The sequence below is a fragment of the Mucilaginibacter sp. P4_E8 genome (assembly GCF_056401495.1).
Window position 1 is genome coordinate 19,114 of sequence record NZ_JBFUJG010000007.1, and the last position, 15,318, is coordinate 34,431.

Genomic DNA, 15,318 nt, shown 5'->3' on the forward strand with positions numbered 1-15,318 from the left:
GCGTGTTTATATCTTCCAATACTTTATTTAAGTTGTTGAATACTTGATCATTTGTAAATCTTAATAATTTGAGGCCATCAAGCTCTAAGTTGACTTGACGTTCAATATCACTTTGAATTATATTGGGTAAGTTATGAATGCTGCCATCTAATTCAATTATCAATTTATGTTGATGACAATAGAAATCAGCTATGTAAATTCCTATGGGATGCTGCCTTCTGAACTTAGCACCAAGTTGGTTCCCTTTTAAATATCCCCAAAGCACAGTTTCTGCTTGAGTCATATTATATCTTAACGCATGTGCATTTTTAAATATAAGATGACTGGCACCACCGAACATCTGTTTTTTCATAATGCTAATCAAAAACGCCCCCTTAGGGGGCGGGGGGCTGCTTATATTGAAATAAGGGATTCCAGATTCCAGTTTTTTACGTCTTCAATAGTTATGTGGCCCTCGTAAATGGCTTTGCCAACTACGCATGATTCTACTTTTAAGCGGCTGAGCTGCTCAATATCTTTCATAGAACTTACACCACCTGATGCAATGAGTTTGATGAAAGGCGAATGATCGAGTAGTTTTTCGTACAGTTCTATACCGGCACCGCCCAGTTTACCATCCTTATTAATATCGGTGCATAAAAAACGGAAAAAGCCTAATGCAAGACATTTATCAATGTAGTCCTTAAGCTTAATAGGCGAGCTTTCCATCCAGCCGGAGTATTTGATCACCTCGTCGAGCACATCAATGGCAATAACTACCTGGTCTGAGCATTTATCGCGACCACAAATAGCCGAACCCAGTTCAGATAAGAAGTTAGGGTTAGTAAGTGCCTGTGTACCTACAATAACGCGGTGAATGCCGGCATCAATCAGTTCTTTAACTTTCTCAATACTGCGGATGCCGCCGCCGTACTGCACTTTCATGTCGGTTTTGCGGATCACATCAAACAGGTATTGCTGGTTGCTGAAATCGTTTTTAGCGCCGTTCAGATCTATGATATGTATAAAGTTGGTACCATTGCTTTGGTATCGTTCAATCATTTCTTCAAGTGTAACATCGTATTCTGTTACCTGACCGTAATCGCCTTCACGTAAACGCACTACCTTTTTGTTCAATATGTCAATAGCGGGGATAATATACATGTCTTTTATAATTTTGAAAAGTTTGTTAACAGTGTTTCGCCATACACACCTGATTTTTCAGGGTGAAATTGTACGCCGTAGAAGTTATCATGCCAAATTGATGCCGAAAATTCATTATTGTATGTGGCCGAGGATAAAGTATATGCTTTATCGTACTCAATAAAGTATGAATGTACAAAGTAAAAGTGTGATCCGGCCGGAATATTTTGAAATAATGGGTTTTCTTTTTCAGGAAATACCTGGTTCCATCCGGTATGTGGTACTTTATATAAATTACTATCCTTAAACCTTGAAGTTTTAATTGGAAAGATATTTAGTAAGTTGGTATCACCCTCTTCAGAATAGGACGTAAGTAATTGCATCCCTACACAAATTCCCAGTGTAGGTTTGTTAAGCGCCTTGATGGTAGGTACCAATCCGGTTTGTTCCAATTTACGCATAGCAGCGCCTGCATGGCCCACACCCGGAATAATATAACGGTCGAATTTTTCAAAATCCTCCTCGCTATTGATCATACCATAAGGGATGCCCAGCCGCTCCAAAGCCGCTGTGAGCGAAAAAATATTACCTGCCCCGTATCTTATTATGCCAACAGCCCCCCCGCCCCCTGAAGGGGGAGCTGTTGAAGTGCTATCTGTATTTTCCTGATTTCTGTCCATTATGCTAATCAAAAAACACCCCCTTCAGGGGGCTGGGGGGCTCCTACAATACCCCTTTAGTACTTGGTAAAACCATCTTATCTACATCACGCTTTACGGCCATTTTTATTGCCTTGGCAAATACTTTAAATATTGCCTCAATTTTATGATGTTCGTTTTGTCCTTCGGCTTTTATATTCAAATTACATTTAGCCGCGTCAGAGAATGATTTAAAGAAATGATAAAACATTTCGGTAGGCATTTCGCCAATCTTTTCCCTGTTAAATTCAGCATCCCATACAATCCAGTTCCTGCCGCCAAAATCAATAGCTGCCTGTGCCAAACAGTCATCCATTGGCAGGCAAAAACCGTAGCGTTCAATTCCTTTTTTATTACCTAATGCTTCTGCAAAAACCTCGCCTAAAGCAATGCCGGTATCTTCAATAGTATGGTGTTCGTCAATATGCAGGTCGCCGTTGGCTATAATTTCCAGATCGATGCTGCCGTGGCGGGCAATTTGGTCAAGCATGTGGTCAAAAAAATGCAGCCCGGTTGAAACCTTGGCCTCGCCTGTACCATCCAGGTTTATTTTGATGTAGATATCAGTTTCCTTAGTACTGCGGCGGTGTTCAATTATGCGTTGACCCAGTTTCAGGAACTCATAGATCTTTTGCCAATCGGTTGTTTCTAAAGCAATGGTATCGCCAATATGATCAGCCTCTGTAAATTCAGCACCACCTAATCCCGAATTGTTATTAAGCCAGATGGCCTTTGCACCTAAATTTCGTCCTAATAATACGTCATTCTTGCGGTCGCCAATGGTAAATGAGCCTTTAAGATCATACTTTTCAGCGTCCAAATATTGGGTCAACAGCGCAGTACCCGGTTTACGGGTAGGCGCGTTTTCGGCAGGGAAGGTACGGTCAATTACAATATTGCTAAACTTTACACCCTCAGCTTCAAACGTTTTCAGGATAAAGTTATGCACCGGCCAAAAAGTATCTTCCGGGTATGATGCCGTACCCAGACCGTCCTGATTAGTAACCATCACCAGCTCAAAATCAAGCTCTTTGGCAATTTTAGGCAGGTAGGTTAGCGCGCCGGGATAAAACTCTAATTTTTCAAAAGAATCTATCTGCTCATCAGCAGGCTCTTTGATCATAGTGCCGTCGCGGTCAACAAACAATATTTTCTGTAGGTTGCTCATTTAAAATTCTGTAGGGTTTGAAGTAATAGGGTGTTTTCATCGGGCGTGCCTACGGTTATACGGAGGCAGCCTTCGCATAGTTCAACTTTTGAACGGTTGCGTATAATGATGCCTTTATCGACCAGGAAATCATAGATCCTGTTGGCATCGGTGGTTTTCACAAGGATAAAGTTAGCATCTGACGGGTAAATGTCCAGCACAAAATCAAACAATTTCAATTCAAGTACCAACCTGTCACGCTGAACTAAAGTTTCTTTGATCCAGTTGTTCACCTGGTCGATATTGGAGAGTGCTTCCAATGCCAATTGCTGCGATGCTTCGTTAACGTTATAAGGGGGTTTTACCTTATTCATCACTTCAACGATCTCCTCGCTGGCAAATGCCATGCCTACGCGTAAACCGGCAAGTCCCCAGGCTTTTGAAAGTGTCTGCAGCACTACCAGATTGGCATATTCGGTAAGCTCCTGTATAAAAGTTTTTTGGCGACTGAAATTGATATAAGCCTCATCAACAATAACCAATCCGTTAAAGTTAGCCAGCAGGGTTTCTACATCCTCGCGGTTAATGGAGTTGCCGGTTGGGTTATTGGGCGAGCAGATGAAAATAAGCTTGGTATGTTCGTCAATCGCTTCGGCAATGCCTTCCAGGTTAAGCTGGTAATCTTCGGTCAGTAAAACCTTGCGGGCCTCTACATCATTGATATTGGCCGATACCTGATACATGCCATAAGTTGGTGGCACAATGATCACATTATCAACACCCGGGTTACAAAAGCTGCGGAAAAGGATATCGATAGCTTCATCGCTGCCATTGCCTATAAATATATTGCGCGGCGGTACTCCTTTAATCGCGGTTAAACGTTTTTTTACCTCATACTGCAAAGGATCAGGGTAACGGTTAAACTGCTGTGCCAGCGGCGAACCAAAGGCATTTTCATTAGCATCCAAAAAAACACTGGCCTCACCCTGGTACTCATCACGCGCGGACGAGTAGGGTACAAGTCGTTTTATATTTTCACGTAATAGCCCCCCTAACCCCCTAAAGGGGGAGTTACCGTCAGGGCCGCTATAGTAGCCCCCCTGCCCCCTAAAGGGGGAGTTGTCATCAGGTTGATCTTGACCTTGTATTGTATTTATAATTTTACTCATTGTAATTAATCTTTTAGGATATTCTTGCTCCCCCTTTAGGGGGTTGGGGGGCTTATTCTTATTGATACCGCATTCCTGTGCGCGTGCAAACCTTCCATCTCGGCCAAAATTTCAACCGATGGGCCAATATTTTGGATGCCTTCGCGGGTGATATGCTGGAAGGTGATCTTTTTAACAAACGAATCGACCGATACACCCGAATAGGCCCTGGCATAGCTACTGGTTGGCAGGGTATGATTAGTGCCCGATGCATAATCACCTGCGGCCTCGGGGGTTAAATTACCCAGGAAAACCGAACCTGCATTAATAATGCTCCCGGTGATCTGCTGCCAGTTTTCGGTCGCTAAGATCAAGTGTTCTGGCGCGTAGTGGTTGCTAAAATCCATTGCCTCATGAAGCCCCGATGTAATCACTATATAAGAGTTATCCATAGCCAGTCTGGCTATTTCGGCACGGGGCAGGGTTGGTAACTGTCTTTCAACCTCGGCTATTGCCTCATTTGCTATTTTTGCTGATGTGCAAACCAAAACCGACTGACTATCAATGCCATGCTCGGCCTGTGCCAGCAGATCGGCAGCTATATAAGCCGGAGTAGCGGTTTCATCTGCAATCACCAAAACTTCTGACGGGCCGGCGGGCATATCAATAGCCGTTGTGGTGGTTGATTGTATAATGGTTTTAGCCTTGGTTACAAACTGGTTGCCGGGGCCAAAGATCTTATCAACCTTAGTAATGCTCTCGGTTCCGTAAGCCATAGCCGCTATAGCCTGCGAACCGCCTACAAGGTATATTTTATCAATACCCAGCAGTAATGCTACATAAGCTATAAAGGCGTTAACCTTACCGTTTTTTTGCGGGGGCGAACAAACCACAATTTCATGACAACCTGCTATGCGGGCTGGTATACCCAGCATTAAAAAAGTACTTGGTAAAACGGCTGTGCCGCCGGGAATGTATAAACCAACCTTTTCAATTGGTCGCAACTCGCGCCAGCAGGTAACGCCGGGCATGGTCTCTATCTTGTCCTCGGCTTTTAACTGGGCTTTGTGAAATTTATAGATATTGTTGTACGCCGTTTCAAGCGCTGCCTTTTGTTCGGCCGAGACAGTTTCAGCAAGTTCTTCCAGATCGGCCTTGTCCAGATACAGGTTGCTTAACTGAACCTTATCAAACTTGTTGGCATAATCATACAAGGCACGGTCGCCATGTTGCTGAACGTGGTTTATCACATCCTCAACAATAGTACGGATCTCATTGGCCGGGTCAACATTACGTTGAACCAGCTGTTGAATATCGGCTGTACTTAAATCTGAATAGTTGTATAGTCGCATATAAGCCCCCTCTAAATCTCCCCCAGTAGGGGAGACTTTTTGATTTTATGTTTAGTTAAGCCCCTTAATCAATTAAAGCCCTCCCTTCCGGGGAGGGTTGGGGCTGGCTGCCCTATAATATTATCTTTTCAATTGGCATTACCACAATGCCTTGTGCGCCGGCTTGTTTTAGCTGGCTTATCCTGTCCCAGAAATCACGTTCGGGGATAACGGTGTGTACAGCAACCCAGTCGGCCTCGGCTAATCCTACTACCGACGGACTTTTTACTCCGGGCAATAAAGCGATTACTGTGTCGAGGTTATCTTTATGAACGTTAAGTACCACATACTTAGTCTCTTTGGCGCGTAAAACAGATTGGATGCGTTGTATCAGTTCCTGTACCAGATGGTTGTTTTCAGAATTCTTGCTGCCAATCAGTACCGCTTCTGACGACATCACATCGGCAAATGGTTTTAGGCCATTGCTTTTTAAAGTGCCACCGGTTGAAACCAGATCGCAAATGGCATCGCTTAAACCCAGACCCGGCGAAATTTCTACAGAACCCGAAATGGTACGGATATCGGCCACTATGTTTTGTTGCTTCAAAAACTTACCCAATATAACCGGGTAGGTAGTCGCAATGGCTTTTCCGTTAAGATCATTAAGGTTTTGAATAGCGTTATTGTTGGGTACAGCTATTTTTAAAGAGCATTTACCAAAGCCTAAACGTTGCAGGTAGCTTACCTCTACCTCGGTTTCCTGTATCACGTTTTCGCCAACAATACCCAGATCGGCAATGCCGTCCTGAACGTATTCGGGGATATCATCATCGCGAAGAAAAAGGATCTCTAAAGGGAAGTTTGATACAGGAGAGATGAGCGAGCTCTTGTAATTTTCGAAGTTTAAGCCGCAATTTTTTAATAATTCAACGGATTTTTCGTTGAGCCGACCCGATTTCTGGATCGCTATTTTAAGTGTTTTCAAAAGATTGAATTTAAGGAACTACAATAAAAAAGAGTATAAACGGAGTTTGTTATTTCGCGTAGAAACATACATTATCTAATCACCACATGGTGGTGATGGTGCAGATGAAGATGATGTAGTGCGGTACCGTTCATTTTTTTTGTATAGTAAAACTATAGATAAGCAGGCGCAAATATATACAGATGTTTTTTAAATCAAAGCTCCAACGTCAGATTTTTCAAAATTTTAAAATTTTTGCAATGTTTGAACCCGAATTGAACTGGTTTTTAGAATCTAATTTTGTTAATCTTAAAAATATTTAATTCAAATTCTGACTTTCATCATACTCATAAATGGCACCTTCATCACCAAAATCCTTGATCAGCTTCAGTTTTTTTACTTTTTCAATATCCTTAATATTGATCAGCTCGGGGTTCTCAAGGTTTTTGAACCAGATGAGGTAAAACTGTTTTTTCTGATAAAACTTGGCAATATCCTTTTTGAAAAATTTATGCGGCACCAGGTATGAAGACATGCCCGAGAAAAAGTAAACAGCCTCATGTGCATCGGTATAAATAGTAACCTTTGGCTTAAACATGCTTTTATCTATATGTTTAAGGTATGCCGCAAATGGCGATTCGAGCCAGCTATCGTCTGTATAACCGGGATTGCCATAATCGTCTTCTATCTGGTCGATATAGCGGTTCCTGTCAATCAGGAACTCTTTGGTTACAAAGCCCAGCATCATCGCAATAAACACGGTGGCAACAATTCTGCGCGTAGTTATATTGGTGATCTTTTTTAATAAAAGCAATCCCCAGCTGGTATACCCCCATAGGGCCGGTATATATATAGGCGCTAATAAACGGTGATTAATACGCTCATAACGCGAAAATGTAGAAGACAAAATAATGAACAAACCGTACACCAATGCAAAGGTGATAGCCAGGTTCTCATAACTGGTTAACCTGCGGCGGTAGTAGTTATAGGCCAGCGCCGCGATAAAGCCAACCAATATGATAACAGCAAGCGGCGTGGCCAGGAAATACTGGTTAGGAGTTAAGCCCATCCAATCGCACATTACGGTGCCAAAATAGTACAGGTTTTTGCCAAATGAAGTAATGGACGGCTCCCGTGGCCCCGTTGTTGTACCCGACATGAAAGCATTAAACACCAAATTGCTTACCAGCAGCGAAATACAAACAAAGCCGTATATAATAATATGTACGATTTTCTTTTTAAGCGGTAAAACCCTGTCGAGCAGTAACAGCAAGCCCCCGGTACCAACAATAGTAACCGCGGCATACCTGGTTACACAGGCAATAGCCGCTATGGCCGCAGCTATGATGAGCGTTTTAACCGTATGTTTTAAAAGATACTCCCTGAAAGCGACCAGGAAAAATAAGGTTTCGAGGATAAACAAAGTTTCGGACCATAAATAGGAGTATGCCTGCAACAACGCCGGACTCAATATAATGGACACCAGTACCAGCCACTTATATACGCGCGATGCCGGGACAAACCGGTGCATGATCCATCCGCTGGTGTATATTAAGGCGGCAAACATGAAACTGTTTAATATGGCACCATAAATTACAGGATCTGTACGGGTAATAAACATAATTGTCCCCAGGAAAATAGGATAGAACACCGGGAAATCAACAATGGGGATATGGTTAAATGTGTGGAGTGTGCCGGTGGTATTTAAACTGCGGGCAGCGCTGGTGTACATAATAGAATCGGGTGAGATCCCTATGCCACTGTAGCTACAAAATATCTGTACAGCAACAAACCCAATTAACGCAGCGATGAAAGTATCGTAGTTTTTTAAGTAGCGGCTTAGTTGCATGTGGTTTTACTTTGTAATAGTGGTAAAAGTTGTACGGGCGTAAAATGTTTTAAAAAATTTTAAGCCCCCTCTAAATCTCACCCTAAAGGGTGAGACTTTTACTTAATAATGCTTATAAAGCCCTCTCCTTCAGGAGAGGGTTGGGTGAGGCTCTTATTTTATCAAATCAAGCACGGTACTTATAGGTTGGTCGCTATCTATTAATATACCTTTAACGCCTGCCGCGGTACCTGCCTCAACGTCGCGTTCACGGTCGCCAATAAAATAGGACTTTGACGGATCGATGTTGTATTTGGCTATACCCTGTAATAAAAGGCCCGGTTTAGGTTTGCGGCAGTCGCAATCGCCGGTAAACAGCGGGTGATGGGGGCAATAAAAAAAGTCAACTATATCTACGCCATGCTCTTTATAAACCTGTTTCAGGTGGCTGTGCATTTTTGCAAGCTCATCTTCGGTGTACCAGCCTTTGGCCAGGCCACCCTGGTTGGTGGCAACCAGCAGCATATAGCCTTTATCCTGCAGGGTTTTCAGGGCTTCAAAATTATCCAGTATATGAAAATCCTCAAAACGGCGCACATAATCGCCCATTTCCTGGTTAAGTACTCCATCACGATCTAAAAAAACGGCTTTGTTTTTTGCAGGCATCTGTTTAAAATTTTTGGCGAAGTTAACAATTCTTAAACTTACCTTAAATGTTGCTTTATTTTTGAATTCACCAAACCGTGCTTAAGAATGTTATATTCTACTGTATATATAGGGTAAACAGTACAAAATTAAATTCTGTTATAGCAACAATTACCGATTGTATAAATGATTATTGCATTGTTTGTGCAACTTTATATCGATTCTAAATAAGTAAATGCCGCTTTTCATTTAGTTAATCATAATAATTGTTTATTTCTGTTGTTAAATTGTTAAATAAATATGATTAAAATAATTGATTTTTTAGAAATCTTCAAAAATAACCGATGATTTTATAATTTATGTAGTATTTAGTAACTTCGTAGTTACACCCTTTTTATAAAACGGTTTAATTTACGATGAATCAAACTGAGAGCCACCAGGGCCTTTATAGGCCAGAATTTGAACACGACTCCTGCGGAACTGGTTTTATAACCAATATTAATGGTCATAAAAGTAACCAGATTATTGATGACGCGCTTACCATGCTTGAAAATATGGAACATCGCGGTGCCTGCGGATGCGACCCTGAAACCGGCGATGGCGCTGGTATATTGATACAACTACCTCATGAGTTTTTGATGGAAGAATGCTCAAACCTGGAGATCAGCCTGCCTGAGCCTGGTGAGTATGGTGTTGGGATGATATTTTTTCCAAAAGATTCGGCACAGAAAAAAGCTTGCCGTATCGTTATTACCAATGCTATTGAAAAGTTGGGTTTGCATAAGTTAGGTTACCGCAAATTAACCGTAGATTCAATGGTTGTTGGCGAAACCGCCCGCCAGGCCGAACCTGATGTTGAACAAATATTTATAGCAAGGCCCCAAAACATTACCAATGCTGATGATTTTGAGCGAAAGCTTTTTGTATTAAGAAGGTATATTAATAAAACCATCACCGAAACCATACCGGCAGCGGCTGAGCATTTTTATTTTACCTCGTTATCATGTAAAACAATTATTTACAAAGGACAGGTAACCACCTATCAGCTGCGTAAATACTATTCAGATCTTTCTGATCCGCGTATTGCATCGGGCTTTGCCATGATCCACTCGCGTTTCTCAACCAATACTTTCCCATCATGGAAACTGGCCCAGCCTTTCCGTTTGATCGCTCATAATGGCGAGATCAATACGCTTACAGGTAACCTTAACTGGTTCTATTCGGGCTTAAAATCATATGTTTCTTCGTATTTTACTGCCGAAGAAATGGAGATGCTGTTGCCGGTGATTGATAACAACCAATCTGATTCAGCCTGTTTGGATAATATCATCGAAATGCTGCTGCACACCGGCCGTTCATTACCACACGTAATGATGATGCTGATACCCGAAGCGTGGGATGGCAACGAACAGATGGACCCGGTTAAAAAAGCATTTTACGAGTATCATGCCACTTTAATGGAACCCTGGGATGGCCCGGCTGCTATCACCTTTACCGATGGTAAATTGGTAGGCGCCCTGCTTGACCGTAACGGACTACGCCCGCTGCGTTATGTGATCACCAACGATGGCCGTGTAATTGCCGCGTCAGAAGCCGGTACATTGACCATTGACGAGAGCACCGTGCTGCGCAAAGGCCGTTTACAACCCGGTAAAATGCTGCTGATTGATACCGAGCAAGCCAGGATCATTACCGATGATGAGATAAAACAACAGATCACCTCACAACAGCCTTATGGTCGTTGGTTAGAGAATTATAAAATAAACCTGAGCGAACTGTCTGAACCGCGTTTGGCTTTTGCCAGCCTTTCAGAAGCATCTGTATTCCGTTACCAGCAGGTATTTGGCTACAGCCGCGAGGATATTGATACCATTATTAAGCCAATGGCGGTTGATGGTAAGGAGCCTGTAGGTTCTATGGGTACTGATGTGCCGCTGGCTATATTATCTGATAAGCCGCAGCATTTATCCAGCTATTTTAAACAATTTTTCGCGCAGGTTACCAATCCGCCTATTGATCCTATCCGTGAGCGTTTGGTAATGAGTTTGGCTACGTTTATAGGTAACAACGGCAATTTGCTTGATGAGGATAAAATGCATTGCCATTGCGTGGTATTAAAACACCCGATATTAAAAAACCATCAGTTGGAAAAACTGAGAAGTATTGATACCGGCCTTTTCCATGCCAAAACACTGCAAACCTATTTTAATGCCGACGGACAGCCGGGTTCATTAGAAAAAGGCATTGCAAGGCTTTGCCGCTATGCCGAGGACGCTGTTGACGATGGTTTTGAGGTATTGATCCTTTCAGATCGTGCTGTTGATTCTGAACACGCGCCTATTCCAACGTTACTGGCTGTATCAGCAGTACACCACCACCTGATCAAAAAAGGTCGTCGTGGCGCTGTAGGTTTGGTTGTTGAAACCGGCGATGCCTGGGAAGTACACCATTTTGCCTGTTTACTGGCATTTGGCGCTACCGCTATTAATCCATACCTGGCCCTGTCAACCATTGAAACGGTTAAAAACAATGGCAGCCTGGAAACCAGTCTGGATATCAAGACGCTTCATAAAAATTATGTAAAATCTGTAAACGATGGTTTGCTGAAGATATTCTCAAAAATGGGGATCTCCACATTACAGTCATACCACGGATCGCAGGTATTTGAAATACTAGGTTTAAACAAATCAGTAGTCGACCGTTATTTCTCCGGAGCTGTTACCCGCATAGGCGGTTTAGGTTTGGATGAAATTGCCCGCGAAGCCCTTTGCAAACACCGCATAGGTTTTGGCGCTAAAGCCGCGGATAATTTACTGCCCGAAGGTGGTATTTACCAGTGGAAACGCAGGGGCGAGGTGCACTTGTTTAACCCTACTACCGTACACTTATTACAACATGCAACCCGTACCAATGATTACGAGGTATATAAAAACTATGCTAAAGTAATTAACGAGCAAACCGAAAAGCATTTCACCATACGTGGTTTGCTTGACTTTGCACATCACCGCGAGGCTATTGCCCTTGATGAGGTTGAACCGGCCGAAAATATCATGAAACGCTTTGCAACGGGCGCCATGTCATTCGGATCTATCTCACACGAGGCGCATAGCACCATGGCAATTGCCATGAACCGCATAGGTGGCAAAAGCAATACCGGCGAGGGTGGTGAAGATGAAATGCGTTATGAAAAGCTGCCAAATGGCGATTCTATGCGTTCTGCTATTAAACAAATAGCTTCGGCCCGTTTTGGGGTAACTTCAAACTACCTTACCAATGCCGATGAGCTGCAGATAAAAATGGCGCAGGGCGCAAAACCGGGCGAGGGTGGACAGCTTCCGGGTCATAAAGTTGATGACTGGATCGCACGTACACGTCACTCTACACCAGGAGTTGGTTTAATATCTCCGCCGCCACACCACGATATTTATTCTATCGAGGATCTGGCGCAATTAATATTTGATCTTAAAAATGCTAACCGTGCCGCGCGTATCAACGTAAAACTGGTTTCAAAAGCCGGTGTTGGTACTATAGCAGCAGGTGTTGCCAAGGCACACGCCGATGTGATCCTGATTGCGGGTTATGATGGTGGTACCGGCGCATCGCCAATAAGTTCAGTAAAACACGCGGGCTTACCATGGGAGCTTGGTTTAACCGAAGCTCACCAAACACTGGTACGCAACAAACTGCGCAGCCGTGTGGTATTACAAACTGATGGTCAGTTAAAAACTGGCAGGGATTTGGCCATTGCCGCCCTGATGGGTGCCGAAGAATGGGGTGTTGCTACGGCGGCCCTTGTTGCAGGTGGTTGTATCATGATGCGCAAGTGTCACTTAAATACCTGCCCTGTAGGTGTTGCCACACAAGATCCTGAACTGAGGAAATTATTCTCGGGCAAACCTGAGCATGTGGTTAACCTGTTCCGCTTTATGGCCGAAGAGCTTCGCGAGATCATGGCTGAACTTGGTTTCCGTACCATTAACGAAATGGTTGGCCGTGTTCAGTTCCTGAAAGTGAAGGATCACCTGGATAGCTGGAAGGCTAAAAAGATCGATCTTTCGGGCATATTACACCCAGTTACCAATACCAAGGGAATGACCCTGTACAACAGCGAAAAACAGGATCACGGCATGGACGAGATACTGGATTGGCAGTTGTTAGAAACCGCTAAAACCGCTATTGAAGATAAAACACCGGTGTTTGCAACTTTTGATGTGATCAACGTTAACCGTACCATAGGCACGCTGTTATCAAACGAGATCTCCAAAAAATACGGATCAGCAGGATTACCAGATAATACGATCAACTATAAATTCAAAGGCTCAGCCGGACAAAGCTTTGGCGCGTTTGCTACCAAAGGTTTATCGTTTGAACTGGAAGGCGAAGCCAATGACTATGTAGGTAAAGGCTTATCAGGCGCGCAGCTGGCTATCTATCCGGCAGCCAATGCAACTTTTGTTCCTGAAGATAATATCATCATTGGTAACGTTGCTTTGTACGGAGCTACGGCAGGTGAAGTATTTATCGGCGGTATGGCTGGTGAGCGTTTTGCTGTGCGTAACTCAGGTGCTACCACCGTTGTTGAAGGTATAGGCGATCATGGTTGTGAGTATATGACCGGCGGCCGTGCATTGATTTTGGGTAAAACAGGCAGAAACTTTGCAGCCGGCATGAGCGGCGGTTTAGCCTGGGTATATAACCCCGACGGCACCTTTGCCGAAAACTGCAACACCGAAATGGTTGACCTTGATCCGTTATCAGCAACAGACAACGAGCAGATCCTGGCATTACTGCGTAAGCACATCAGCCTTACAGGCAGTAAGCTTGCCCAGCAGCTGCTTAACAATTGGAATGAAGTATCAACCCAGTTTGTTAAGGTGTATCCAAAAGAGTATAAAAAAGTATTAGAGAAATTACAATATCAAACAATAGGCTAAATTTCATGGGAAAACCAACAGGATTTCAGGAGTTTAACAGGGAGCTTCCTACTAAAGTACCCGCTGCTGAACGCGTAAAGAACTATAAAGAGTTTGTTAATTTATATACCGACGAGAAGCTTAATCAGCAATCGGCCAGGTGTATGAATTGCGGTATCCCTTTTTGCCATTCGGGATGCCCGCTGGGGAACATTATTCCGGAATTTAACGATGCGGTGTATCGTAAAAATTGGGAAGAGGCTTACCATATTTTATCGTCAACCAATAATTTTCCTGAGTTTACAGGCCGTATATGCCCTGCACCTTGCGAATCGGCATGTGTGTTAGGTATTAACAAACCGGCTGTTGCCATTGAGGAAATTGAGAAACATATTATTGAAATAGCTTTCCAGAAAAATCTGGTTAAACCTACAGCGCCATTGGTTAAAACCGGCAAAAAGGTAGCTGTAGTAGGTTCGGGTCCGGCTGGGCTGGCTGCTGCCGCTCAATTGATCAAAGCAGGTCACGCGGTTACTGTTTACGAGCGTGATGATAAACCCGGTGGTTTACTGCGTTATGGTATCCCCGATTTTAAGCTGGAAAAATGGGTTGTTGAACGCCGTATTGAAGTAATGGAAAAAGATGGCGTTGTATTTAAACTGAACAGCGAAGTTGGCAAAAACGTAGCAGCCGATGAGCTGGTCCGCAACAACGACGCCGTTGTACTGGCAGGTGGTTCAACCATACCACGTAACTTGAATATTCCGGGCCGCGAGTTAAAAGGTATCCATTTTGCGATGGACTTTTTGAAACAACAAAACAAACGGGTAAGTGATATTACTGTTGATGGTGATGATATACTGGCTACCGGTAAAGATGTAGTGGTAATAGGTGGTGGCGATACCGGGTCAGACTGTGTGGGTACATCAAACCGCCAGGGTGCAAAATCAATTAAACAGTTTGAGGTGATGTATCAACCGCCTGAACAGCGTACAAAGCATATGCCATGGCCTACTTACCCCATGATACTGAAAACAACCAGCTCACACGAAGAAGGTGTTGACCGTTTTTGGGGTATTGATACCAAAGAATTTTTGGGTGATGAAAATGGTAACCTGCGTGCTTTAAAAGTTGTTGATGTAACCTGGGAACAGGACGTAATGGGCCGCCCGATTAAATTAAATATAGTTGAAGGCTCTGAGCGCGAAATACCTTGCCAGCGTGTATTCCTGGCCATGGGTTTTGTGCATCCTCAGCATGTTGGCATGATACATCAATTAGGCGTTGAGCTTGATGAACGTAAAAATGTTAAGGCTAAGGAAGGTGTATACCGTACCAATGTAAGCAAAGTGTTTACCGCTGGTGATATGCGCCGCGGACAATCACTGGTGGTATGGGCCATATCTGAAGGCCGCGAAACAGCCCGTAAGGTTGATGAATTTTTAATGGGTCACACCGTGCTGGAAAGCAAGGATTCTGTTGACCAGTTTGAGCAAGTGTTCTAAATTTAAATTATAAATCC

General features: G+C 43.4%; 10 protein-coding genes and 1 pseudogene. 2 read left to right on the top strand and 9 right to left on the bottom strand.

Annotated elements, in window-relative coordinates; genetic code table 11:
• Positions 1–7: 7 nt before the first annotated feature.
• From AC1DRQ_RS04815 to AC1DRQ_RS04855, 9 genes and pseudogenes are all read right to left on the bottom strand, one after another.
• Positions 8–352, bottom strand: a pseudogene (locus tag AC1DRQ_RS04815) (endonuclease domain-containing protein); the annotation flags it as partial.
• Positions 353–393: 41 nt separating this feature from the next.
• Positions 394–1,143: a 1-(5-phosphoribosyl)-5-[(5-phosphoribosylamino)methylideneamino]imidazole-4-carboxamide isomerase gene (locus AC1DRQ_RS04820; RefSeq protein ID WP_477422534.1), complete on the bottom strand. Its 750-nt coding sequence runs from the start codon at positions 1,141–1,143 to the stop codon at positions 394–396.
• Positions 1,144–1,148: 5 nt separating this feature from the next.
• Entirely contained in the window at positions 1,149–1,802 is a 654-nt protein-coding gene (gene hisH / locus AC1DRQ_RS04825) for an imidazole glycerol phosphate synthase subunit HisH (RefSeq protein ID WP_477422536.1), read from the bottom strand.
• A gap of 43 nt (positions 1,803–1,845) precedes the next feature.
• Positions 1,846–2,988 carry a bifunctional histidinol-phosphatase/imidazoleglycerol-phosphate dehydratase HisB gene (gene hisB / locus AC1DRQ_RS04830; RefSeq protein ID WP_477422537.1) on the bottom strand — a complete coding sequence of 381 codons (1,143 nt, stop codon included), beginning with the start codon at positions 2,986–2,988 and terminating at the stop codon, positions 1,846–1,848.
• Positions 2,985–4,136 carry a histidinol-phosphate transaminase gene (hisC, locus tag AC1DRQ_RS04835; protein ID WP_477422539.1) on the bottom strand — a complete coding sequence of 384 codons (1,152 nt, stop codon included), beginning with the start codon at positions 4,134–4,136 and terminating at the stop codon, positions 2,985–2,987. Before hisC ends, hisB begins: the two co-directional genes overlap by 4 nt.
• A 35-nt stretch (positions 4,137–4,171) precedes the next feature.
• Positions 4,172–5,467, bottom strand: a complete 1,296-nt coding sequence (gene hisD, locus AC1DRQ_RS04840) for a histidinol dehydrogenase (protein ID WP_477422540.1) — start codon at positions 5,465–5,467, stop codon at positions 4,172–4,174.
• Positions 5,468–5,579: 112 nt separating this feature from the next.
• Positions 5,580–6,431 carry an ATP phosphoribosyltransferase gene (hisG, locus tag AC1DRQ_RS04845; RefSeq protein ID WP_477422541.1) on the bottom strand — a complete coding sequence of 284 codons (852 nt, stop codon included), beginning with the start codon at positions 6,429–6,431 and terminating at the stop codon, positions 5,580–5,582.
• A 298-nt stretch (positions 6,432–6,729) separates the two neighbouring features.
• A complete protein-coding gene (locus tag AC1DRQ_RS04850; protein WP_477422543.1) occupies positions 6,730–8,259 on the bottom strand; it encodes a hypothetical protein in 1,530 nt (509 codons plus the stop codon).
• A gap of 153 nt (positions 8,260–8,412) precedes the next feature.
• Positions 8,413–8,904 carry a D-glycero-alpha-D-manno-heptose-1,7-bisphosphate 7-phosphatase gene (locus tag AC1DRQ_RS04855; RefSeq protein WP_477422544.1) on the bottom strand — a complete coding sequence of 164 codons (492 nt, stop codon included), beginning with the start codon at positions 8,902–8,904 and terminating at the stop codon, positions 8,413–8,415.
• Between the two features lie 395 nt (positions 8,905–9,299).
• On the opposite strand from AC1DRQ_RS04855, the gene gltB reads away from it, so the two are divergent.
• Together gltB and AC1DRQ_RS04865 are read left to right on the top strand one after the other, a co-directional pair.
• Positions 9,300–13,817 (top strand): glutamate synthase large subunit, encoded by a 4,518-nt coding sequence (gltB, locus tag AC1DRQ_RS04860; RefSeq protein WP_429396976.1) that lies wholly within the window; start codon positions 9,300–9,302, stop codon positions 13,815–13,817.
• 5 nt (positions 13,818–13,822) lie between these two features.
• Entirely contained in the window at positions 13,823–15,301 is a 1,479-nt protein-coding gene (locus tag AC1DRQ_RS04865) for a glutamate synthase subunit beta (protein ID WP_429396978.1), read from the top strand.
• The last annotated feature ends 17 nt before the right edge of the window (positions 15,302–15,318 follow it).